Source organism: Pseudomonas cichorii (assembly GCF_015471405.1).
GTDB classification, from domain to species: domain Bacteria; phylum Pseudomonadota; class Gammaproteobacteria; order Pseudomonadales; family Pseudomonadaceae; genus Aquipseudomonas; species Aquipseudomonas serbiensis.
In genome coordinates this window covers 389,128-411,932 of record NZ_BLVZ01000005.1, presented here as the reverse complement: position 1 = coordinate 411,932, position 22,805 = coordinate 389,128, and the positions used below count along the sequence as shown (strand labels likewise).

At 58.4% G+C, this 22,805-nt stretch carries 21 protein-coding genes and 2 pseudogenes; 7 read left to right on the top strand and 16 right to left on the bottom strand.

Annotation, left to right across the window (positions count from 1 at the left end):
* Positions 1-73: 73 nt before the first annotated feature.
* Positions 74-2,524 (bottom strand): glycogen/starch/alpha-glucan phosphorylase, encoded by a 2,451-nt coding sequence (locus tag JL015_RS09905; RefSeq protein WP_201001437.1) that lies wholly within the window; start codon positions 2,522-2,524, stop codon positions 74-76.
* 279 nt (positions 2,525-2,803) lie between these two features.
* On the opposite strand from JL015_RS09905, the gene pip reads away from it, so the two are divergent.
* From pip to mdoH, 4 genes are all read left to right on the top strand, one after another.
* Entirely contained in the window at positions 2,804-3,775 is a 972-nt protein-coding gene (pip, locus tag JL015_RS09900) for a prolyl aminopeptidase (protein ID WP_201001438.1), read from the top strand.
* Positions 3,776-3,864: 89 nt separating this feature from the next.
* Positions 3,865-4,302 carry a D-aminoacyl-tRNA deacylase gene (dtd, locus tag JL015_RS09895; protein ID WP_201001439.1) on the top strand — a complete coding sequence of 146 codons (438 nt, stop codon included), beginning with the start codon at positions 3,865-3,867 and terminating at the stop codon, positions 4,300-4,302.
* Between the two features lie 263 nt (positions 4,303-4,565).
* Complete coding sequence (locus JL015_RS09890) at positions 4,566-6,512, top strand: glucan biosynthesis protein G (RefSeq protein ID WP_201018336.1); 1,947 nt, start codon at positions 4,566-4,568, stop codon at positions 6,510-6,512.
* Positions 6,505-9,087 carry a glucans biosynthesis glucosyltransferase MdoH gene (gene mdoH / locus JL015_RS09885; RefSeq protein ID WP_201018335.1) on the top strand — a complete coding sequence of 861 codons (2,583 nt, stop codon included), beginning with the start codon at positions 6,505-6,507 and terminating at the stop codon, positions 9,085-9,087. The genes JL015_RS09890 and mdoH overlap by 8 nt, the downstream gene beginning before the upstream one ends.
* Positions 9,088-9,167: 80 nt before the next feature.
* Here mdoH and JL015_RS28255 read toward each other — a convergent pair whose 3' ends face one another.
* The 13 genes and pseudogenes from JL015_RS28255 to ubiE all read right to left on the bottom strand — a co-directional run bounded on the left by JL015_RS28255 (position 9,168) and on the right by ubiE (position 19,393).
* Positions 9,168-9,884 (bottom strand): methyl-accepting chemotaxis protein, encoded by a 717-nt coding sequence (locus JL015_RS28255; protein ID WP_445177106.1) that lies wholly within the window; start codon positions 9,882-9,884, stop codon positions 9,168-9,170.
* Between the two features lie 141 nt (positions 9,885-10,025).
* Positions 10,026-10,985, bottom strand: a pseudogene (locus JL015_RS28250) (methyl-accepting chemotaxis protein); the annotation flags it as partial.
* A gap of 333 nt (positions 10,986-11,318) precedes the next feature.
* A complete protein-coding gene (locus JL015_RS28245) occupies positions 11,319-12,182 on the bottom strand; it encodes a methyl-accepting chemotaxis protein (RefSeq protein WP_445177095.1) in 864 nt (287 codons plus the stop codon).
* Positions 12,174-13,145, bottom strand: a pseudogene (locus tag JL015_RS28240) (methyl-accepting chemotaxis protein); the annotation flags it as partial. The gene JL015_RS28245 and the pseudogene JL015_RS28240, both read right to left, overlap by 9 nt.
* Positions 13,146-13,325: 180 nt before the next feature.
* Complete coding sequence (locus JL015_RS09870; protein ID WP_201018332.1) at positions 13,326-14,033, bottom strand: 16S rRNA (uracil(1498)-N(3))-methyltransferase; 708 nt, start codon at positions 14,031-14,033, stop codon at positions 13,326-13,328.
* Entirely contained in the window at positions 14,030-14,827 is a 798-nt protein-coding gene (tatC, locus tag JL015_RS09865) for a twin-arginine translocase subunit TatC (protein WP_201001446.1), read from the bottom strand. Before tatC ends, JL015_RS09870 begins: the two co-directional genes overlap by 4 nt.
* Entirely contained in the window at positions 14,824-15,264 is a 441-nt protein-coding gene (gene tatB / locus JL015_RS09860; RefSeq protein ID WP_201018331.1) for a Sec-independent protein translocase protein TatB, read from the bottom strand. The genes tatC and tatB overlap by 4 nt, the downstream gene beginning before the upstream one ends.
* A gap of 3 nt (positions 15,265-15,267) precedes the next feature.
* Positions 15,268-15,543 (bottom strand): twin-arginine translocase TatA/TatE family subunit, encoded by a 276-nt coding sequence (locus JL015_RS09855; RefSeq protein ID WP_201001448.1) that lies wholly within the window; start codon positions 15,541-15,543, stop codon positions 15,268-15,270.
* 42 nt (positions 15,544-15,585) lie between these two features.
* The gene (locus JL015_RS09850; protein WP_025262314.1) at positions 15,586-15,918 is read right to left on the bottom strand and encodes a phosphoribosyl-ATP diphosphatase; all 333 of its coding nucleotides are present in this window, start codon (positions 15,916-15,918) and stop codon (positions 15,586-15,588) included.
* A gap of 2 nt (positions 15,919-15,920) precedes the next feature.
* Entirely contained in the window at positions 15,921-16,313 is a 393-nt protein-coding gene (gene hisI, locus JL015_RS09845; protein WP_025262313.1) for a phosphoribosyl-AMP cyclohydrolase, read from the bottom strand.
* A 70-nt stretch (positions 16,314-16,383) separates the two neighbouring features.
* A complete protein-coding gene (gene ubiB, locus JL015_RS09840; RefSeq protein ID WP_201018330.1) occupies positions 16,384-18,003 on the bottom strand; it encodes a ubiquinone biosynthesis regulatory protein kinase UbiB in 1,620 nt (539 codons plus the stop codon).
* Complete coding sequence (locus JL015_RS09835; RefSeq protein ID WP_201018329.1) at positions 18,000-18,623, bottom strand: ubiquinone biosynthesis accessory factor UbiJ; 624 nt, start codon at positions 18,621-18,623, stop codon at positions 18,000-18,002. The genes ubiB and JL015_RS09835 overlap by 4 nt, the downstream gene beginning before the upstream one ends.
* The gene (gene ubiE, locus JL015_RS09830) at positions 18,623-19,393 is read right to left on the bottom strand and encodes a bifunctional demethylmenaquinone methyltransferase/2-methoxy-6-polyprenyl-1,4-benzoquinol methylase UbiE (protein ID WP_025262310.1); all 771 of its coding nucleotides are present in this window, start codon (positions 19,391-19,393) and stop codon (positions 18,623-18,625) included. The genes JL015_RS09835 and ubiE overlap by 1 nt, the downstream gene beginning before the upstream one ends.
* Positions 19,394-19,537: 144 nt before the next feature.
* Here ubiE and JL015_RS09825 point away from each other — a divergent pair, with 144 nt between their 5' ends.
* Positions 19,538-19,816: a polyhydroxyalkanoic acid system family protein gene (locus JL015_RS09825; protein ID WP_201001454.1), complete on the top strand. Its 279-nt coding sequence runs from the start codon at positions 19,538-19,540 to the stop codon at positions 19,814-19,816.
* Positions 19,817-19,965: 149 nt separating this feature from the next.
* Here the strand turns inward: JL015_RS09825 and JL015_RS09820 are convergent, their stop codons facing one another.
* Positions 19,966-20,661: a hypothetical protein gene (locus JL015_RS09820; RefSeq protein WP_201018328.1), complete on the bottom strand. Its 696-nt coding sequence runs from the start codon at positions 20,659-20,661 to the stop codon at positions 19,966-19,968.
* 224 nt (positions 20,662-20,885) lie between these two features.
* Here JL015_RS09820 and JL015_RS09815 point away from each other — a divergent pair, with 224 nt between their 5' ends.
* Both JL015_RS09815 and JL015_RS09810 read left to right on the top strand, forming a co-directional pair.
* Positions 20,886-21,359, top strand: coding sequence for a phasin family protein (locus JL015_RS09815; RefSeq protein WP_201001456.1), 474 nt, complete (start codon positions 20,886-20,888; stop codon positions 21,357-21,359).
* Positions 21,360-21,369: 10 nt separating this feature from the next.
* Positions 21,370-22,140, top strand: a complete 771-nt coding sequence (locus JL015_RS09810; RefSeq protein WP_201018327.1) for a phasin family protein — start codon at positions 21,370-21,372, stop codon at positions 22,138-22,140.
* A gap of 44 nt (positions 22,141-22,184) precedes the next feature.
* On the opposite strand, the gene JL015_RS09805 is transcribed toward JL015_RS09810, so the two are convergent.
* Entirely contained in the window at positions 22,185-22,799 is a 615-nt protein-coding gene (locus tag JL015_RS09805; protein ID WP_201018326.1) for a TetR/AcrR family transcriptional regulator, read from the bottom strand.
* Between the last annotated feature and the right edge of the window lie 6 nt (positions 22,800-22,805).

Below are 22,805 nucleotides of genomic sequence, written 5' to 3'. Positions count from 1 at the left end.
AAAAGTTGCGTAGGAGCGAATTCATTCGCGACTGAAGTCGCTCCTACGCGGGTTATGGGCGGTCTTGGTCCGGTCAGTCCAGCGCTTTCCAGATTTCGCCTGCGTACTCGCGGATGGTGCGGTCTGACGAGAACCAGCCCATGCGCGCGGTATTGAGGACTGCCGAACGCCACCATTGCTTGGAGTCGTGCCAGCGCTCTTCGACCTTGGCCTGGGCGGCCCAGTACGAGTCGAAGTCGGCGCAGACCAGGAAGCGGTCGTACGCCAGCAACTGATCGATCAGGCCCGCATAGCGGTTCGGATCGTCCGGCGAGAACACACCGCCGCGAATCGCTTGCAGCACATCATTGAGGCGACCGGATGCTGCCACATCGGCGTAGGCACTGAAATCACCGGTTTGCTTGCGGGCTCCGACCTGCTGCGATGTCATGCCGAAGATGAACATATGCTCAAGGCCGACCTGCTCGCTCATTTCCACGTTGGCGCCGTCCAGCGTGCCAATGGTCAGCGCGCCGTTGAGGCCGAACTTCATGTTACTGGTACCCGAAGCCTCCAGGCCTGCAGTGGATATCTGTTCGGAAAGGTCGGCTGCCGGGATGATGCTTTCGGCCAGGCTGACGTTGTAGTTGGGCATGAACACCACTTTGAGCAGGCCACGCACGGTCGGGTCGTTGTTGACGGTACGGGCGATGTCGTTGGTGAGTTTGATGATCAGTTTGGCCGAGTGATAGCTGGCTGCTGCCTTACCGGCGAAGATCTTCACCCGAGGCACCCAGTCCGTGCCGGGCTCGGCGCGAATGGCCTGATACAGCGCAACAGTGTGGAACAGGTTGAGCAGCTGGCGCTTGTACTCGTGGATACGCTTGACCTGCACATCGAACATCGCAGCCGGATTGACCACGATCCCGAGGCGTTCATGGATGATGGCTGCCAGTGCGCGCTTGCTGTGCAGGCGCTGGTCTGCCATCTGTTTGCGGAACGAGCTTTTTTCCGCGAACGGCTCCAGTTCGATCAGGCGTGTCTCGGCATTGTCCAGTACATCCTCGCCCAGAGCTTCGACCAGCATTTCGGTCAGCTTCGGGTTGGCCTGGTACAGCCAGCGGCGGAAGGTAATGCCGTTGGTTTTGTTGTTGATCCGTTCCGGGTAAATCTTGTGCAGCTCGGCGAACACGGTCTTGCGCATCAGTTGGGTATGCAGCGCAGAAACACCGTTTACGCTGTGGGAGCCCAGGAACGCAAGGTTGCCCATGCGTACCCGGCGACCATTGTCTTCCTCGATCAGTGACACGGCCCGCAAGACGTCGAAATCATGAACGCCTTTGGCGCGCAGGGTGTCGATGTGCTGAGCGTTGATCAGATAGATGATCTGCATGTGGCGCGGCAACATGCGCTCCATCAGGCCCACCGACCAGGTTTCCAGTGCCTCGGGCAACAGGGTGTGGTTGGTGTAGCTCAGCGTGCCGACCGTGATTTTCCATGCTGCATCCCAGGCGATACCGTGGGTGTCGATCAGCAGGCGCATCAGCTCGGCCACGGCAATCGACGGGTGGGTATCGTTCATCTGGATGGCGGCGTGTTCCGGCAGATCCGTCAGGGTTGCATGCATGTTCAGATGGCGACGCAGCAGGTCCTGCAGCGACGCCGATACAAAGAAGTACTCCTGACGCAGGCGCAGTTCCTGGCCCGCCTCCGTTGCATCGTTGGGGTAGAGCACGCGGGAAATACTTTCGGCCCGCACCACTTCGGCAACCGCACCGAAGTGGTCGCCTGCGTTGAAGCGCTCCAGATGCAGATCTTCCACTGCCCGCGCACGCCACAGACGCAAGGTGTTGACGCTGGCGCCACGCCAGCCCACAACGGGGGTGTCATAGGCAATGGCGCGCACGGTTTCAGCCGGACGCCATACCTGCCGCGCTTCACCCGACTCATTGAGTACGGTTTCCACGCTGCCGCTGAAGCCGATGGAGTAGACCACCTCGGGGCGCTCGAACTCCCATGGGTTGCCGAAGTCCAGCCAGTTCTCCGTTTGCTCCTGCTGCCAGCCGTCGACGATCGCCTGACGGAACAGGCCGTGCTCGTAACGAATGCCATAGCCATGACCGGCGATGCCCAGTGTCGACATGCTTTCCATGAAGCAGGCTGCCAGACGACCCAGGCCACCATTGCCCAAGGCTGCATCCGGTTCCAGCAGGCGTATGCGTTCGATATCCACGCCCAGTTCGGTCATCGCCTCGCGAGCGATTTCCAGCAGCCCGAGGTTACTCAGGCTGTCGTACAGAAGCCGACCGATCAGGAATTCAAGGGACAGGTAGTAAACGCGCTTCTGGACCTTGCGATAAATCTGCCGCGTATGGTCCATCCAGTGCTCGACCATATGGTCGCGAGCAGCCAGTGCTACAGCTTCAAACCAGTCATGCTCAAACGCATGGTCAGGGTCCTTGCCCACTGCATAGGTGAGTTTGGCAAGAACAGCGGCGCGAAAAGCGGCCACATCAGCGTCACGAACAAGTGGTTCCTGAGACATCGGTACGACCTCAAGTAGTCAGACGAGTGAAAAGTGGGTTCTTTGACTGTAGGCGTGTCGTCAGTTATTTCCTGAAAAAATTTTAAATAACCAGGCAGAACGCAAACGTTTCGACCCGGTCGCAAGGCGCTGGTTCGCGAACCTGTGCAATTGGCAAAACGCTTGCATTGATCGTTCCAGCCTGATCTTGAATGTGCAGCATGCTCATTCATCGTTTCGGGTTTATGATGCCCAACGGCAGAATAATAGACGCCTCTGAACTGGACTTATGGAGCATGTATGCAGACTTTGTACCCGCAGATCAAACCCTACGCCCGGCACGATCTGGCCGTGGAACAGCCGCATGTGCTCTATGTCGATGAAAGCGGCTCTCCAGAAGGCTTGCCAGTTGTGTTCATTCACGGCGGGCCGGGTGCGGGATGTGATGCTCAAAGTCGCTGCTATTTCGATCCGAACCTGTACCGCATCATCACTTTCGATCAGCGCGGCTGCGGTCGTTCGACTCCGCATGCCAGCCTTGAGAGCAACACCACTTGGCATCTGGTAGAAGACCTGGAACGCATTCGCGAACATCTGGGGATCGATAAATGGGTGCTGTTCGGCGGCTCGTGGGGCTCGACCCTGGCGCTGGCCTACGCCCAGACGCATCCCGAGCGTGTCCACGCCTTGATACTGCGCGGCGTTTTCCTGTGCCGTGCGCAGGAAATCGAGTGGTTCTATCAGTCCGGCGCCAGCCGCCTGTTCCCTGATTACTGGCAGGATTACGTGGCGCCGATTCCGCTGGATGAGCGCGATAACCTGCTGGCGGCCTTTCACAAGCGCCTGACCGGTGCCGATCAGATCGCCCAGATGCATGCCGCCAAGGCATGGTCCACCTGGGAAGGCCGCACCGCGACCTTGCGGCCCAACCCGCAGGTCGTCGACCGTTTCTCCGAGCCGCAACGTGCCTTGTCCATTGCGCGCATCGAATGTCATTACTTCACCAACAATGCCTTCCTGGAAGAAAACCAGTTGATACGCGATATGCCCAAGATCGCGCATCTGCCTGGCATCATCGTTCATGGCCGCTACGATGTAATTTGCCCGCTGGATAACGCTTGGGAGCTGCATCAGGCGTGGCCCAACAGTGAGTTGCAGGTCATTCGTGATGCCGGGCATGCGGCGTCCGAGCCAGGCATTACCGACGCGCTGGTACGTGCGGCTTCGCAGATCGCCCGCCGCTTGCTGGACCTGCCGCCAGAAGAGGCATAACCCCTGTAGGAGCGGATTCATCCGTGAAGAGGCCGTCTTTCGCGAATGAATTCGCTCCTACGCCGTTTGAATGATGGGATTTCTTATTGATGAAAGGCTTGTTGCAGCGCGTGCAAAGTGCGCGTGTGGAAGTAGCTGGGGAAGTTGTGGGTGCTGTCGATCAAGGACTTTTGGTCCTTGTGGGTGTAGAGCCTCAAGACACACAGGCCAGTGCCGATAAGTTGCTGCATAAGCTGCTCAACTATCGAGTGTTCAGTGATGATGAAGGCAAGATGAACCTTTCATTGCGTGATGTAGGCGGCGGATTGTTGCTGGTTTCGCAGTTCACTCTGGCGGCGGATACCAAAAGCGGCATGCGCCCGAGCTTTTCAAAGGCCGCCTCACCGGCATTGGGTGCCGAGTTGTTCGACTATTTATTGTCACAGGCCAGGATCGCGCATCCGGTGGTTGCTGCGGGCCAATTTGGTGCGGACATGCAGGTTCATTTAGTGAATGATGGCCCTGTGACATTTTTGCTTGATACCTGACAAGATGAATTCTCTGCCTGCCCCGGATTTATTAGTCCTGCGCGTGAGAAATTCTTTGTCATAACTGATGCGTTGTGACGCGAGCTACTGGATAATCGCGCGCTACGGGGACCGACGAGAGTTGGTCCACTGCGTATTCAGAAGCGGGTTCTGACATTGATTGGGGAATCATTAAGCCCATTCGGAGTCGGAACAATGCTCGCCAACCCGGCATCTGATAGCTGGCCGTTGGTTTTTTCATCTGTTTTCGGCGAGGGTTGCTCGTGATTGTTAGTCCCTGTGATGCTCCAAAGACACCTGTCAAGCGGTTGCGTAGTGCGCTTTTGGCAAGCTCGGCTCTTGTCTGCCTGTTGGGTTCAGGCCAGCTATGGGCGTTCAATCTTGATGATGTAGCGGTAAAGGCCAAAGAAATGGCCGGGCAGAAGTTCGAGGCTCCCAAGAGCAATCTGCCCACCGAGTTGCGCGACATGAAGTTCGCGGACTACCAGAAAATCCGCTTCCGTGAAGACAAGGCTGAGTGGGCGACCGACAAGACGCCGTTCAAGCTGTCGTTCTATCACCAGGGCATGCACTTCGACACACCAGTCAAGATCAACGAAGTCACGGCCACAACCGTCGAAGAGATCAAGTACGACGCGAGCCGTTTCGATTTCGGCGACAGCAAGGTCGACCCGAAGGCCACCGAAAAACTTGGTTATGCGGGCTTCCGCGTCTTGTATCCGATCAACAAGGATGACAAGCAGGACGAAATCATGACCATGCTGGGCGCGAGCTACTTCCGCGTGATCGGCAAGGGTCAGGTCTATGGTCTGTCCGCTCGCGGCATGGCAATCGATACCGCCTTGCCGTCCGGCGAAGAGTTTCCGCGTTTCAAAGAGTTCTGGATCGAGAAACCAGGCCCGGATGACAACCATCTGGTGATCTTTGCCCTGCTCGATTCGCCTCGCGCCACCGGTGCTTACCAGTTGACCCTGCGTCCTGGCACCAACACGCTGGTCGACGTCAAATCGCGCATGTTCCTGCGTGAAAACGTCACCAAGCTGGGTGTTGCTCCGCTGACCAGCATGTTCCTGTTCGGTGCCAACCAGCCGTCGCGTGTGCCTAACTATCGTCGTGAACTGCACGACTCCAGCGGCCTGTCGATCCAGGCAGCCAATGGCGAGTGGGTATGGCGTCCGCTGAACAACCCGAAACACCTGGCCGTCAGCAGCTTCTCGGTCGAGAACCCGCGTGGCTTCGGTCTGCTGCAACGTGGCCGTGATTTCAGTCAGTACGAAGACCTCGACGACCGCTACGACAAGCGTCCAAGTGCCTGGATCGAGCCGAAAGGCGACTGGGGCAAAGGCACCGTCGATCTGGTAGAGATTCCGACTGCCGACGAAACCAACGACAACATCGTTGCGTTCTGGAAGCCTGACACCCTGGCCGCGCCGGGTGAGCCGATGGAGTTCAACTACCGTCTGCACTGGACCATGCAGGAAAACGCCATTCACTCGCCTGATCTGGGTTGGGTCAAGCAGACCCAGCGCTCCATCGGTGACGTAAGGCAGTCCAACCTGGTTCGTCAGCCGGACGGCAGCCTGGCATTCCTGGTCGACTTCGTCGGTCCGGTGCTGGCCGCATTGCCTGAAGACAAGACCATCCGCAGCCAGGTGACCACCGATGACAACGTCGAACTGGTCGAGAACAACCTGCGCTACAACCCGGTTACCAAGGGCTATCGCCTGACTCTGCGTGTGAAGGTCAAGGACCGTAACAAGCCGACCGAGATGCGTGCCTACCTGTTGCGTGAAATTCCTGCCGAGCCGGGCAAGGAACCTGCGCTGCTTGTTGCTGACAAAGAAGACAAGAAGCCAGCGTCCAAGGAAGCTGCAAAACCTGCAGCCGCCAAGGAAGTTGCCAAGGCTGACGCCGCCGTAGCCAAGGCCGATGCGACCAAGACTGGTGATGCCAAGCCTGAAGTCGCCAAAGCCGATGCAGCCAGGACTGACGCCGCCAAGGCTGATCCAGCCAAGAAAGCCGATGCACCCAAGGCTGATGCAGCAAAAGCTGACAAGGCTGACGTAGCGAAAGCCGACGTGGCCAAAGATGCTGAAGGTAAAGAGATCAAGCAGCCTGAAGCCGAGGCCGCACCCACCCATCCGGAGCCGGCCAAGACGTTGCAAGTCATGACCGAGACCTGGAGCTACCAGTTGCCAAGCGATGAGTAATTCTCTACCCGTGCCAGAGTCTCTGAACGAGTACCTGGCACACCTGCCGATGAGTGACGAGCAGCGGGCAGAACTTGCCAGCTGCAAGTCGTTCGCTGAATTGCACGAACGTCTTTCCGCGCAGCCGGTAAGCGATAAGGCCGAGGTCGCCCAGGCGTCCGTCGGCCGTCGCCTGACGCTGTCCACGGCTGAAGAATTGCAGGACGCCGAGCTTCTCGACGTCGATGCCAGCGGTCGCATTCGTCTGAAGGCTACGCCACCGATCCGCCGGACCAAGGTTGTTCCAGAGCCATGGCGCACCAACATTCTGGTGCGTGGCTGGCGGCGTCTGACCGGCAAGACCAACCCGCCCAAGCCCGATCACAGCGATTTGCCCCGTGATCTGCCCAAGGCGCGCTGGCGTACGGTCGGCTCGATTCGTCGTTACATTCTGTTGCTGTTGATGCTTGGTCAGACCATCGTGGCTGGCTGGTACATGAAAGGCATACTGCCGTATCAGGGCTGGTCGCTGGTTTCGCTGGACGAAATCACTCGCCAGACCTTTGTGCAGACGGCGTGGCAGGTACTGCCTTACGCCTTGCAGACCAGCATTCTGTTGCTGTTCGGTATTCTGTTCTGCTGGGTTTCGGCCGGTTTCTGGACGGCGCTGATGGGCTTTCTCGAATTGCTCACGGGCCGCGACAAGTACCGCATCTCTGGTGCCAGCGCCGGTAACGAGCCGATCGAAGCCGGTGCGCGTACCGCACTGGTCATGCCGATCTGCAACGAAGACGTGCCACGGGTATTTGCCGGTCTGCGTGCGACGTTCGAGTCGGTTGCCGCAACGGGCGATCTGGACCGTTTCGATTTCTTCGTGCTCAGCGATACCAACGATACCGACATCGCGGTGGCCGAGCAGCAAGCCTGGCTAGACGTGTGTCGCGAAACCGGTGGTTTCGGCAAGATCTTCTATCGTCGTCGTCGCCGTCGCGTAAAACGCAAGAGCGGCAACCTCGATGACTTCTGCCGTCGCTGGGGTGGCGATTACCGCTACATGGTCGTACTCGATGCCGACAGCGTGATGAGCGGTGAATGCCTGACCAGTCTGGTACGCCTGATGGAGGCCACCCCGGACGCAGGTATCATCCAGACTGCGCCACGTGCCTCGGGTATGGACACGCTGTATGCGCGCATGCAGCAGTTCGCGACCCGCGTCTATGGTCCGCTGTTCACTGCCGGTCTGCACTTCTGGCAACTGGGTGAATCCCATTACTGGGGTCACAACGCGATCATCCGCATGAAACCCTTCATCGAGCACTGCGCCCTGGCGCCGTTGCCGGGCAAGGGGGCATTCGCCGGTGCGATTCTTTCCCACGACTTCGTCGAGGCTGCGCTCATGCGTCGTGCCGGCTGGGGCGTATGGATTGCCTACGATCTGCCGGGCAGTTACGAAGAGTTGCCGCCCAACCTGCTGGACGAACTCAAGCGTGACCGCCGCTGGTGCCACGGCAACCTGATGAACTTCAGGCTGTTCCTGGTCAAGGGCATGCACCCGGTTCACCGTGCAGTGTTCCTGACAGGCGTGATGTCGTATCTATCGGCGCCGTTATGGTTCTTCTTCCTGGTGTTGTCCACGGCCTTGCTGGCAGTGAACACCCTGATGGAGCCGACCTACTTCCTTGAACCGCGTCAGCTGTATCCGCTGTGGCCACAATGGCACCCGGAAAAAGCCGTCGCATTGTTCTCGACCACCATTGTCCTGTTGTTCCTGCCCAAACTGCTCAGCGTCATTCTGATCTGGGCCAAGGGCGCCAAGGCATTTGGCGGCAAGTTCAAGGTCACGGTTTCGATGCTGCTGGAAATGCTGTTCTCGGTGCTGCTGGCTCCGGTGCGCATGCTGTTCCATACCCGTTTCGTGCTGGCTGCTTTCCTGGGCTGGGCGGCGACCTGGAATTCTCCGCAGCGTGACGACGATTCCACGCCATGGATCGAGGCGGTCAAGCGCCATGGTCCGCAGACCTTGCTGGGTGCCTGCTGGGCCTTGCTGGTGGCCTGGTTGAACCCAAGCTTCCTGTGGTGGCTTGCGCCGATTGTGGTTTCCCTGATGCTGTCGATTCCGGTATCGGTGATTTCCAGCCGTACCAAGCTGGGTCTCAAGGCGCGTGACGAGAGCTTCTTCCTGATTCCGGAAGAGTACGACACGCCTCAGGAGCTGATTTCTACCGATCAGTACACCCACGAGAACCGTTGGCATGCGTTGAAGGACGGCTTCATTCGTGCCGTGGTCGATCCTCAGCAGAACGCCCTGGCGTGTGCGCTGGCGACTTCCCGTCACCGTCTGGCCCAGCCTGTCGAGACGGTTCGTCATGAGCGCGTCGAGCATGCACTCAAGGTCGGTCCCGAGAAGCTCAGCAACCATGAGCGTCTGATGCTGCTGAGCGACCCTGTCGCCCTGGGGCGTCTGCACGATCAGGTCTGGAATGCAGGCCACCCTGAGTGGCTGGCTGCGTGGCGTGCTTCCATCGAAGCCGATCCCCATGCACCTCTGCTGCCGCTTCAGCCGGTCAAGCAGGATGCGGAGCCAGTGTTGGCGTAAAGCTGCACTGTCCTTTCGCGAATGAATTCGCTCCTACGGTGTTGTAAATCCCCGTAGGAGCGAATTTATTCGCGAAGCTCTTAATTAACCCGAAATTTCCCCACCAATTCCCTCAGATGAGTGCCCAACCGGGCCAGCTCGACACTTGATGCTGCCGTCTCGTCGCTTGCCGCAGCGGTCTGTTCCGAAATATCCCGCACCCTGAGCACATTGCTGTTTATCTGCTCGGCCACTGCGCTCTGCTCCTCGCTGGCAGTCGCGATCTGCTGGTTCATGTCCTGAATGGTGGCCACGGTCCGGGTGATCTGCTCCAGAGCACAGCCTGCACGTCGACTCAGTTCTACGCTGTTGTCGGTCAGGTTACGGCTGCTGTCCAGAGTCGTGGCGACTTGCTGGGTGCCGCTCTGCAAGGCGGCGATCAGTTCCTCGATTTCCTCTGTGGACTCCTGAGTGCGCTGCGCGAGGCCGCGCACTTCATCGGCAACTACCGCAAACCCGCGCCCGGCCTCGCCGGCACGTGCCGCTTCGATGGCTGCATTGAGAGCCAGCAGGTTGGTCTGTTGGGAGACGGACTTGATCACATCGAGCACCCCGACAATCTTGCCGCTTTCCAGCTTGAGCTGATTCATCGCCAGCGTCGAATTGGCGACTTCACTGGCCAGTTGCTCGATCTGACTGATGGCCTGACTGACCACCTGATCGCCGTCGCGGGCTTGTTGATCTGCAGCGACCGCTGCCTGAGAGGCTTGCTGTGCATTGCGGGCGATTTCCTGCACGGTGGCTGCCATCTGATTCATGGCGGTGGCGACCTGATCGGTTTCGTCCTTCTGGCTGTTGACCCCGACGCAAGTCTGCTCCGTCACCGCCGAGAGCTGTTCGGCGGCACTGGCGATCTGGGTGACACCATCGCCAATGCCGCTGACCAGATCGCGCAGGCTCAAGGTCATGGCCTGCATGCTGTCTTGAAGCTGGCCCATTTCATCCTGACGCTGGATATCCAGATCCTTGCTCAGATTGCCTTGGGCGATACGCCCGGCAGCGGTCAAGGTCTGTTGCAGCGGCAGTGTGATCTGCTGCGTCATGACCCAGGCGGCCAACAGGCCGATGAGCAAGGCCAGCCCGGCAACACCGCTCAACAGGGTTCGCGAGCCAGCGGCCTCGACATCGCGCTGAGTGCCTTGCAGGTTTATCAGCCGGGCAACCAGATCCAGCATCTTGTCACCCAGCTCCTCCATGGTTTCCTGAAGGGCCTCGACCTTGATCTGGATGTCCTTGAAGCGGTTCAGTTGTTCGCGATAGCGCCGCAAAGCCTCGCTGGCGGGTTTGAGCCCCTGGATATTGTCATCGGCCTGATCCAGGGATATCTGCTGCACTTCCTTGAGCGCTTCGTCGATGGCTGCAATCGCAGCGGCTTCATCGGCTTCCTTGTTGGTGAAGGTGTAAGCCTGGACCTGAGAGCGGGCAATCTGGATCTGTTGCTTGAGCTGGGAAATATTGGTGAATTCATCCAGGCGCTCGCTATTGTCCTGCTCCTGGCTCACAGCCTTGAGCACTTCGCTTTCGACCTGCTCCACGGCTTTCACAGCCTGTTCCGATTGCTGTTCCAGCTCGATGCGCGACTGGTCGCGGGCTTTGCGATCAAGGCCAAGGTCGGTGAAGGTCTTTTCCATGCGGCTGATGACCTGACTCTGCTCGGTCAGCAGAGCAAGGCTTTTGGCATCGTCGGTTTCCCTGCGCAGCGTCACCAGTTGGGCCTCCAGTTCATTGAGCCGCTCTACAACTCTGGTTGCGTTTTCATGAGTGTTTTCTGAGCGGAAAACAATGCGTTCAGTGCGAAGGTCCTTGGTCAGGTTGCTGAGCTGGCCGATGGAGGAAATGGACTCGGAGCGCTCGATCATCGCGTCCAGGCCATGCCAGCCGGTCAGCGTGATGGCGAGAGTCAGTAATAGAACCAGGCCGAAGCCCAGCGACAGTTTGAGTTTGACGCTCATGTTATCGAGCGAGTGATTGATCCATCGAAACATCGGACTTCTCCTGCTGTAAGCGAACAAAAGCAGGCCCTGAACGTTGCAGGGCATGCGTCATGAGCGCATCGGCAGGAAGCGGGTATTGCACGACCTGAAGAGGTCGTAGGAGATTTCCGGGGAGAGTGGGCGGGTGAAGCGGGTCACGTTTATGCGCGTGGCCAATGGCGGGAAGGAAGCGGTGGCCTGCACCGCTTCCTGCTCGCGTCAGATTTTGAAGCGACCTACCAGCACCTGAAGATGATTGCCCAGACGCGCCAGCTCAACGCTGGAGGCGGCTGTTTCTTCACTGGCTGCGGAGGTTTGCTCGGAGACGTCACGCACGTTGAGTACGCTGCGGTTGATCTCTTCAGCGGTAGCGCTTTGCTGTTCGGCCGCAGCGGCGATCTGCTGGTTCATCGACTGGATCGCGGAAACGGTCTGGGTGATGTTTTCCAGCGAAGTACCGGCACGGCGCGTCAGGTCCACGCTGCTGGCAGTCAGGTCGCGGCTGCTGTCCATGATGCTTGAGGCTTGCTGTGTGCCGTTCTGCAGGCTGGCGATCAGCGCTTCGATTTCCTCGGTGGACTTCTGGGTACGCTGCGCCAGGCTGCGAACTTCGTCCGCCACTACCGCAAACCCGCGACCGGCTTCACCTGCGCGTGCCGCTTCGATAGCGGCGTTGAGGGCCAGAAGGTTGGTCTGTTCGGCAACCGACTTGATCACGTCCAGGACGCTGCCGATCTTGTCGCTTTCCAGCTTGAGCGCGCCCATGGCTTCGGTGGAGTTACCGACCGCCGAGGCCAGACGCTCGATCTGGGAAATAGCTTCTTTCACTACGCGCTCACCTTCGCGAGCCTGCTGATCGGCTGCTACGGCCGCTTCCGAGGCCTCTTCGGCGTTGCGTGCGACTTCCTGCACCGTTGCGGTCATTTCGTGCATGGCGGTGGCGACCTGATCGGTCTCGACCTTCTGGCTGTTGACCCCGGCGCTGGTCTGCTCGGTGACGGCGGACAGCTCTTCGGCCGCGCTGGCGATCTGTGTCACGCCATCGCGAATGCCGCCAATCAGCTCGCGCAGGGAAACCGTCATGCGCTGGATACTGCCTTGCAGCCTGCCCAGTTCGTCATTGCGATCAATGACCAGATTCTGGCTCAGGTCACCGGAGGCAACACGTTCTACCACGTCGAGTGTCTTTTGCAGCGGTACGGTGATCTGGCGAGTGATGACCCAGGCCGCCAGAATGCCAAAGACCAGTGCCAAGGCTGTTGCGATGGCAATCATCATGACCGACTTTGCGCTTTCAGCATCGCGGCTGGCGGTCTGTGCATCGATCATTTCATCGTTGACGGTCAGCATCTTGGTGCCCAGCGCCGTCATTTTTTCCAGTGCTACCTTACTGGCTGCCTGGGCATCGCGATATTGCCCAACGGCGGCGCGATAGCCTTTCAGGCCTGCAATGGCCTGTTGCAGCATGGGCAGGTAGGAGGAAGAGATATCACCTGCCAGAGTATTGATGCCGGTCATCGCTTCATCGATGGCCGCATTGGCGTTCTTCTCGAACTCGGCACGGCCACTGTAGGTGTAGCCGCGCACTTGAAAGCGGGCCTGCTGGATCTGTTTGCTGGCACCGACGATATTGTTGAAGGCCAGAATGTTGTCGGCTTTCAGCAGTTCGGCTTCGATCTTGCCGACTTCGGCAACGGCTTTGTCGGCATTGTCGCCCATCAGGCTGCGAGTGCCTTCCCGGGTTTCGATAGCCTTGGTCATTTCGCCGAATGCCTGGCGATATTCGTTGGCGCTCTGGATCTGGGAGTCGAGGCGCTTGATGTTCTCGGCGGAACGCAGCAAAGCCCTGGCGGCCTTGAGGGCTGCATCGAGCTTGTCCAGATTTGCTACTACAGCGGACGCTGTTTCGGCGTTGTACAGTGTCTCGTAGCGCATGCGATTGATACGCAGCTCAAGCGTCAGCACGTTGACATCGGTGATCGCCGCAACCCTGTCCCCGCGAGAGATAAGGCCCTGCGTGCTTAACCAGGCCGTAGCCGTAATCATCAGGGTCAATGCCAGGACCAGACCGAAGCCGATCGCTAATTTCAAACTTACACTCGCATTGGCGAGACTTCGAGCGAACCAGCGATACATGACAACTCCTCAATCTCTATTTTTATAGATCCGCTTTTACATCGGCTCCTGATTGAGAAACTGTAGTCATTGCTCTGATAAAAGAAAGGCTTAGAACAGACGGGCCAGCAGGGCGGTCACAGCGGTTTCGACCCTCAGTATTCGCTCGCCGAGTTGTACCGGTTGCAGGCCGGCCTTGCGCAGCAGGTCGATTTCATAAGGGATCCAGCCACCTTCCGGGCCGATTGCCAGTGTGACCTGTTGCTCGACTGCGCGTGGGCAGGCGGGGAATTCGCCGGGATGACCCACCAGCCCGAGTGTATTTTGGGCCAGTTGCGGCAGACGGTCTTCGACGAACGGTTTAAAACGCTTTTCGATCACGATCTCGGGCAGGACGCTGTCGCGTGCCTGTTCAAGCCCCAGGATCAACTGTTCACGAATGGCTTCAGGCTCCAGAAACGGCGTCTGCCAGAAGCTTTTTTCAACCCTGTAACTGTTGAGCAGGATGACCTTGGGCACGCCCATGGTCGCGACCGTCTGGAAAACCCGGCGCAGCATCTTGGGGCGTGGCAGTGCCAGTAACAGGGTCAATGGCAGCTTGGCGGGAGGCGCACTGTCGAGGCTGATGCGCAGCTCGGCTTCGTGGCTTTCGAGACGAATCAGCTCGGCAGTGCCCAGCAAGCCGTTTACGCGACCGACGCGCAGGCTGTCGCCGACCTCTGCGCGATGCACCTCTTGCATGTGCGTGAGGCGCCGGTCGCGCAGGATGACTCTGTCGGCCGCAATGAAGTCGGCCTCTTCAAGTAGCAGCAGGTTCACGACAGGGTCGCGGGCGGCTGGTCTTGCTTGTCAGCGTCGTCGGGCTGGTCGTCCGGGTGTTCGCCACGCTTCCTGATCATCGAACTGCACAGGATGCCCAGCTCGAACAGCAGCCACATGGGCACGGCGAGCAAGGTCTGGGAGAAGATGTCCGGCGGAGTGAGGATCATGCCGACCACGAAGCAGCCGATGATCACGTAGGGACGAATCTTTTTCAGGTATTTGACGTCGACGATGCCGATCCAGACCAGCAGCACCACGGCTACCGGAATCTCGAAGGCCACACCGAAGGCAAAGAACAGCGTCATGACGAAGTCGAGGTAGCTGGCGATGTCGGTCATCATCGACACGCCTTCGGGAGTCACGCTGGCGAAGAAGTGGAAAATCAGCGGGAAGACCAGAAAGTAAGCGAATGCCATGCCTGCGTAGAACAGGATGATGCTCGATACCAGCAGCGGAACGGCAACGCGCTTCTCATGCTTGTAAAGGCCCGGCGCGATAAAGCCCCAGATCTGATGCAGGATGACCGGCATGGACAGGAACAGCGCCACCATCATGGTCAGCTTGAACGGTGTGATGAACGGTGAGGCCACGTCGGTGGCGATCATCGTCGCGCCTTCGGGCAGGTACACCCGTAGCGGAGCCGAAACCAGCGTGTAGATCTTCTGGGTGAAGTAGAACAGGCCGGCAAAAATCAGGAACACCGCCGCAACACAGCGCAGCAGGCGTGTACGCAATTCTGTGAGGTGCGAGACCAGCGGCATTTGCTGATCGTTTTCCGGAATATCGCTCATGGGGCTCGTGGGGGCAGTGACGAATCGTGGGCGGAAGGCGGCGTGACGGGGACCGGGGACGCCGTTTGTTTAGGGCGCTTTTCCAGAGACAGTTGGCTCTTGGGTGCCGGCTCTGCCGGACCGATTTCCTGGGTGGCTGCTGCTTGCGGTTCGCTCTGCGACTCGGCGACAGGTTCTGGCTCAGGCTCGGAATGAGGCGAGAAAATCTTTCTCGCCTCTTCTTCCAGCGACAGAATGTGTTCGTTGTGCAGTTGCCGACGGATTTCGTCGGCACCGATTTCACGTTCAACTTCCTGTTTGATCGCATTGAAGCTGCGCTTCAACCGGCCGATCCACAGACCGGCGGTGCGCGCAGCACCCGGCAAGCGCTCAGGGCCAAGCACCAGCAAGGCCACCAGCCCTACGAGCAGCAGTTCAGAGAAGCTGATACCGAACATGGCTTAAACCTGGTCTTTGCGGGTCGGCTCTTCGACTTTATGCGCCTGCCCGTCGATGGTGTGTGGCTGGTTCAGCGGAGAAGTCTGAGGTGCCGCCTGCGCCTGTTGCGGTTGAGCGCCAGGTTGTTCGGCAGGTTTTTCGTCGTCGTTCATGGCCTTGCGAAAGCCCTTGATCGATTCGCCGATATCGCTACCCAGGCCCTTGAGTTTCTTGGTGCCGAAAACCAGCACGACAACGATCAGGATGACGACCCAGTGTTTCCAGTCAAAAATACCCATGAAGCATTCCTCGTAGAAAATTCGAACCTGAAAGACAGGTAGTTAATCCGCTGTGCGTGCAGCTTTTTCTGCGTGTCCGGACAGCCCGAAGCGGCGGTCCAGTTCATCAAGCACGGCTTGTGGATGCTGACCCAGTGCAGCCAGCATTACCATGCTGTGAAACCAGAGGTCAGCGGTTTCGTAGATTACATCGCTGCAATCGCCGCTGATGGCGGCATCCTTGGCAGCGATGATGGTTTCGACCGATTCTTCACCGATCTTTTCCAGAATCTTGTTCAAACCCTTGTGGTACAGACTGGCGACATACGAGCTGTCGGCAGCGGCATCCTTGCGCGATTCCAGCACCTGGGCCAGACGGGACAAGGTATCAGTCATGTTCAGTGTCCTGCGTGATAAATGGCATCCGGGTCTTTGAGCACCGCGTCGACCGTCTTCCAGCCCGAGTTTTCATAAACCCGGTAGAAGCAGCTTTCGCGTCCGGTATGGCAGGCAATGCCGCCGATCTGCTCGACCATCAGGATGATGACGTCGGCGTCGCAATCCAGGCGCAGCTCATGCAATTGCTGAACGTGGCCGGATTCCTCTCCCTTGCGCCAGAGTTTGCCACGCGAACGCGACCAATATATTGCACGGTTCTCTTTTGCAGTCAGGCTCAGGGATTCGCGATTCATCCAGGCCATCATCAATACACGGCCGGTCTTGTGATCCTGAGCGATTGCAGGCACCAGACCGTCGCTGTTCCACTTAATCTCGTCCAGCCAGTCTTTCATAACTACTCCGGCAGCCGGGCCTCAATAATCCCGGCGGGTTGAACAGTGTGCCAGTCACATGCGTCGCTGGCTATCGGCGAACGATCAGATACAGCCCTGACACCAGCATGATTCCAACCGGCCAGGCGGTCAGCGTCAATAGCGGAAGGCCGGCTGCACTCAGCGCCCAGACCTGAACCACGCCGCCACTCAAAAGCGCCGCGCCCAGCAGGCGCAAGGCCCAGTTATCCCTGGGGCCAGAGCGTGGCGGCGGCGGGTCGTTCGCATGGGGCCTGGACAGGCGCTCCAGCAGGTCGCGGGTCATGCCTGCAATATGTGGTAACTGTTCGACCTGGGTTTGCAGGTTCTGAACCAGCGTCTTGGGGCTGACCCGCTCACGCATCCAGCGCTCCAGGAAGGGTTGAGCGGTGCTCCACAGGTCCAGATCAGGATAGAGCTGACGGCCCAGACCTTCGATATTGAGCAGGGTCTTTTGCAGCAGCACCAGTTGTGGCTGGACTTCCATATTGAAGCGGCGTGCAGTCTGGAACAGGCGCATCAGCACCTGACCGAATGAAATGTCCTTGAGCGGCTTCTCGAAGATCGGTTCGCATACGGTACGAATCGCGGCTTCAAACTCGTTGAGCTTGGTTTCGGCGGGCACCCAGCCTGAATCGATGTGCAATTGCGCCACCCGGCGATAATCGCGCTTGAAGAAGGCAAACAGGTTGCGGGCCAGGTAATCCTGATCCTGCGGCGTCAGGCTGCCGACGATCCCGCAGTCGATGGCGATGTACTGCGGACGCCATGGATTGACCGTGCTGACGAAAATGTTGCCCGGGTGCATGTCGGCATGGAAGAAACTGTCGCGGAATACCTGGGTGAAAAAGATCTCCACGCCGCGCTCTGCCAACAGCTTCATGTCGGTGCGCTGATCGGCCAGGGTGGCCAGATCGGTGACCTGAACGCCGTAGATCCGCTCCATGACCAACACTTTCGGACGGCACCAGTCCCAGTAGACCTGCGGCACATACAGCAGATCGGAGCCCTCGAAGTTGCGGCGCAACTGGCTGGAGTTGGCGGCTTCACGCAGCAGGTCCAGCTCGTCGTAGATGGTCTTTTCGTAGTCGCTGACCACCTGCACCGGATGCAGCAGCCGGGCATCGGCCGACAGCCGCTCGGCGGTGCGGGCCAGAATGAACAGCCATGCCAGATCCTGACCGATGACTGGCTTGAGGCCAGGGCGCACGACCTTGACCACCACTTCTTCGCCGGTCTTGAGGCGTGCGGCATGGACCTGCGCCACGGAGGCCGACGCCAGAGGCGTCACGTCGAAGCGGCTGAAGACCTCACTGATTTTTGCACCCAGTTGCTCTTCGATCAGGTTCACGGCCAGTTGCTGATCGAACGGCGGTACGCGGTCTTGCAGCAGCATCAATTCGTCGGCGATGTCTTCGGGCAGCAGGTCGCGGCGGGTCGAAAGCAACTGCCCAAACTTGATGAAGATCGGCCCCAGATCCTGAAGCGCCAGACGCAGGCAGGCACCACGACTCAGGTCCAGAGTCTTGCGTGGCAACCAGCGCCAGGGCAGGACGAATCGCACGGCCAGCATCCACCAAGGAAGCGGCAGGGCGAAGAGCAGGTCATCGAGGCGGTAGCGGATCACGACACGTTGGATACGAAACAGACGGCGGACGGCAAGCAGCTTCATGCGTTATCGCTGGAATTGAGGGATTGGGTGAGACGTGCAAAGCGCGCCTCAAGACGTTCCAGATCCATTTTGATCTGATCGAGTTCGGCAAAGCGGGCTTCGGCCTCGTGTTTGCCGACCAGAGTACGCGATTCTTCACTCAGGTAGTCGGCCACATTCTGGCTGAGGCTGGCGAAGTTATCGCGGGTCCAGCGTGCGTGGCTGCGCAGGTGACCGCTGAGCAACTGGCTGGCTACCGGACCGAGCCAGCGGGAGAGTTCATGCTCCCAGTCCAGCTCCAGGTCTTGAAGGATGCCGACCAGCTCCAGCAAGACGGCGCTGTCACCGTCCAGCTCGACTTCCGGGCCGTGGAGCACGGCAGTCTTGTCCTGGCTCAGCGCCAGACGCAGCAGGCTGGCTGCCGGAGCGCGCAGGATGCAATCGGCATCCGCTGCCCAGTCAGCCGCCAGCAGCAGACCTTCGTCGCTGGGCAGGATGAACAGTTGCAGCGCCGGGTCGCGGCAATCGATGGCTATCACCTTGCCAGCCAGTTCGGCGAGACGTGGCGCAGCCGTGCTGTCCAGACGCAACACGCGATTGATGCCGTGCTCGACGCTGGCGAGCAGACCGCGCAGGAGCATCAGGGTTTGATACCGCGATGCAGGGCGACGATGCCCGAGGTCATGTTGTGATAGGTCACGCGGTCAAAGCCGGCGTCTACCATCATCGACTTGAGGGTTTCCTGATCCGGGTGCATGCGGATCGACTCTGCCAGATAGCGGTAGCTTTCCGAATCATTGGTCACCAGCTTGCCCATGAACGGCATGAACGCGAACGAGTAGGCGTCATAGGCTTTTGACATCAGCTTGTTGGTCGGTTTGGAAAATTCCAGCACCAACAGACGACCGCCGGGCTTGAGCACACGCAGCATGGAGCGCAGGGCGTCCTCCTTGTGCGTCACGTTGCGCAGACCGAAAGCGATGGTCACGCAATCGAAATGGTTGTCAGGAAAAGGCAGCTTCTCGGCGTCGGCCTGTACGAATTCGACATTGCCCGAAACGCCCAGGTCCAGCAGGCGATCGCGCCCGACCTTGAGCATCGAAGCGTTGATGTCTGCCAGGACCACATGACCGGTCGGGCCGACCAGATTCGAGAACTTGCGGGTCAGGTCGCCCGTGCCGCCCGCGATATCCAGGACCCGGTTGCCCGTGCGAACACCGGAAAGCTCAATAGCGAAACGCTTCCACAGTCGGTGCATGCCACCGGACAGCAGGTCGTTCATCAGGTCGTATTTGGCCGCTACGGAGTGGAAAACCTCAGCGACTTTCTCGGCCTTCTGGCTTTCCGGTACGTTTTTGTAGCCGAAATGAGTGGTGGGTTCGGTATCGCTACCTTTGCGCTGATCGTTCATATCGCTGCCGCCGGAATAGAATGCCGATCATTCTAATCGCCAGGGCTGGCTTTGTCTTGACAAGGCTCATCGTCAGGGCTTTCTTCGGGACGAGCGACTGTTATAGTTGCGCCGCGATTCAACCGACAGAAAAGGAACTCTCCAATGGCGAAAATAACTGTTGAGCGCCCGCACACTCTGGGCCGTGACAAGGCGCGGGAGAGGGCTGAGCAACTGGTCGAGAAACTGGCCGAGAAATACGGACTGGCTCACGAATGGGCTGGCGATACCGTCAAGCTCGAAGGCAAGGGCGCCAAAGGCAAGGTTGAAGTTGAAGATGCGCTTATCCGGGTCAGCATCGAACTGAACTTCATCCTGTCGGCCATGAGCGGTTCGATCAAGTCAGAAGTTGAGCGTGTGCTGGACAAGGCGCTGGTTGCCTGAACTCGATGTTTCTGGTTTTTCGCGAATGAATTCGCTCCTACACGTCGCCCGTAGGAGCGGATTCATCCGCGATGACGTCACTCCGACCGACGCATTTCCTCTGCAGGTCCCGCCCCTTCGCGAATGAATTCACTCCTGCTGCCGTGAGGCTACTTGCCCAGGTACTTTTCCACGATCCAGCGGACGTTCTTTCGATCCTCTTCCACCGACTCCTGTCGAGTGGCCCAGACGACCAGAAGATCGTCCCGAATGGGCATGAGCGCTGTGCACAGCGGCTGTTGCGTGGGGACGCACGTAATTTGCGACCCAGATCCCTCTGCGATCATTTTCCGGGCCGCATCGCCACCGGTCGGCCCCTTGCCAGCGAATGCAAATAGCTGTTCTTTCGAGTCGATGAGGTAGCTGCGTTCGACAACACTGAACGTGTGAGGGCTGAACACATGCTTTCCATCATAGAGGCCCGTTTTGCATTGACTCCTTTCCCAATGCGTCAACAACTTCTCGCAAAAAGCCTTGGAAACATAAGCATGTGTATCGAGGGCGAAGTCTTGTAACTGACTATAAGCATCAAGGTCCAACTGAATCAGCGAGACATATGTGCCATGTGTGCTGTGTGATAACACCTTTTTTGCAGGCACCTCTTTGCCGTCGTTCAGTATCAGGTTGCTGTTCGTGGTCGAGGAGAGCAATGCAATGGTGGGCAGGCTCAACCGCTCATTGCCGATGCGAATTGTTTGATACTGGGCCAGTGCGTCTTCTGAAGCAGGCATCTGCGCAGGTTGTGGCTCTTCGTCGCATCCTGCCAGGACGAGAGCGAGAAACAGGGTGGCGCTATTGAATTTCATGGTACGTCCAATACTTTCTTGATGCCTTGGAACGCTTGCTTTCATGCACTAACCCTTTGATTTTTATAGAGATAAGACCCTGAAAAGTTAAGGGAAATGACTGCGCAGGCTGCACGAGTCATTCATAACCTGTTACCTAGGGTGTGCATTCTAATTTTTCTCCGTACTTTTGAGTCATGCCCCGACAAGGGCGGTTCCTTGAACTTTCGAGAGTGAGGTGCACCATGGCCAAGGCTACCCTGAAGAAAAAAATTGAAGACGAGCAGGCAACAGCGTTTTCCGAAGTGAAACTGTATGCCCGCAAAATCTGGCTGGCTGGCCTGGGCGCTTATGCCAAGGCCAATCAGGAAGGCACCGAGTACGTCAGAGAGCTGATCAAGACTGGCGAAAAAGTGGAGAAAGACGCCAAGAAGGCTGTCGATGAAAAGCTTGAAGCGGCCAACAGCGAAATCGATTCGATCAAGGGCGAGGTTTCAGGCGTCAAGGGCCGTGTCGAGGCTCAGCTCGACAAGATCGAAAGCGCCTTTGATCGTCGTGTCGCCAAGGGCTTGAACCGGATCGGCATTCCATCTAAACATGATGTTGAGACACTCTCTGCTAAGCTCGATGAGCTGACGGCATTGCTTGAACGTGTCGGGCCTAAAAAGCTCGAACGTAACGAGCCCAAAAAGCTCGAACGTATCGAGCCTGAACATTAAGGAGAGCAGGATGGCTGGCAAGAAAAAAGTTGAAAAAGAAGGCAGCTCCTGGATTGGCGAGGTTGAGAAGTACTCTCGCCAGATCTGGCTGGCTGGTTTGGGCGCTTACTCCAAGATCAGCAATGACGGCAGTAAGTTATTTGAAACACTGGTAAAAGACGGCGAAAAGGCCGAGAAGCAGACCAAGGTGGAAGCCGGGAAGCAACTCGACAATGCCAAGGATACCGCGAAGGCGGCCAAGTCCCGTGTAGGTGACGTCAAGGATCTTGCGCTGGGCAAATGGAATGAACTCGAAGGCGCGTTCGACAAGCGTCTGAACAGTGCCATTTCGCGCCTGGGTGTTCCAAGCCGTAATGAAGTGCAGGCGTTGCACAGCAAGGTCGATGAATTGACCCGCCAGATCGAGCTGCTGACCGGTACCAAGGCCAGGCCGGTTGCGTCGCGCTCGACTGCACCTGCCAAAAGCACCGCTAAACCGTTGGTCAAGGCTGCAGCCAAAACTGTAGAGAAGACCGCGAACAAGGTTGCGACTAAAACTGCAGCGGCCAAACCGGCAGTCAAGAAAGCGGCCGCCAAGCCGGTTGATGCTGTAAGCAAAGCTGCGGCTGCAACTGCGGACAAAGCCAAGTCTGCGGCCAAGCCTGCGCCGAAAAAACCTGCTGCCAGGAAGCCGGCTGCAAAACCTGCTGCCAAGCCAGCGGCTTCGGCAGCACCAGCTGCTGCTCCGGCTGCTGCGCCGTCGACCCCCGCTGCGTCGGCGCCAACAACCGGTCAGGCCTGATAACAGCTTGCTACATCCAGCCCGGCCTGTTCCACAGGCCGGGTTTACCTGCTCAAATACTGCATGGCCAGTTCCTCGGCCGCCTGCCTTGATGTCGGCACCAGATGCGGTGTAACGAGCATCATGATCTGATAGACCACCACCCGCACTTCACCTTCGCGGCCCAGAATGCGCTGATAGTCCAGTGAGAACAGCAGGTTCATGGTGATCTGCTCCACCAGTTGGCCCAGTGCCTGTGTTTCGCTGATCAATTGTCCCTGAGCCTTGAGTCGTGCCAGCAGCGAAGCCAGGGTGCGCTTGAGCGAGTTGAGCAGGTTGCGAATGCCGCGTGCCAGCTTGGGCAGGCGCCCGGCCAGGTTGGACAGGTCCTGAAACAGGAATCTGTAGTGCGCAAGGCGCTCGACGATCAGGTGCAGGAACAGCCAATAGTCTTCGGCATTGAGTCGCGCATCGGAGGGCGGATCGAGCAGTGGAGTCAGTTCGTTCTGGAAACGCTCGAACAACTCCATCACCAACGGCTCTTTGCCATGGAAGTGGTAGTACAGATTACCGGGGCTGATGCCCAGTTCGTTGGCGATTTCCAGGGTGGACACATTAGGCTCGCCCTGCTGATTGAACAGTATCAGGGCGCATTCAAGTATTCGGTCGCGGGTTTTCATCCAGTC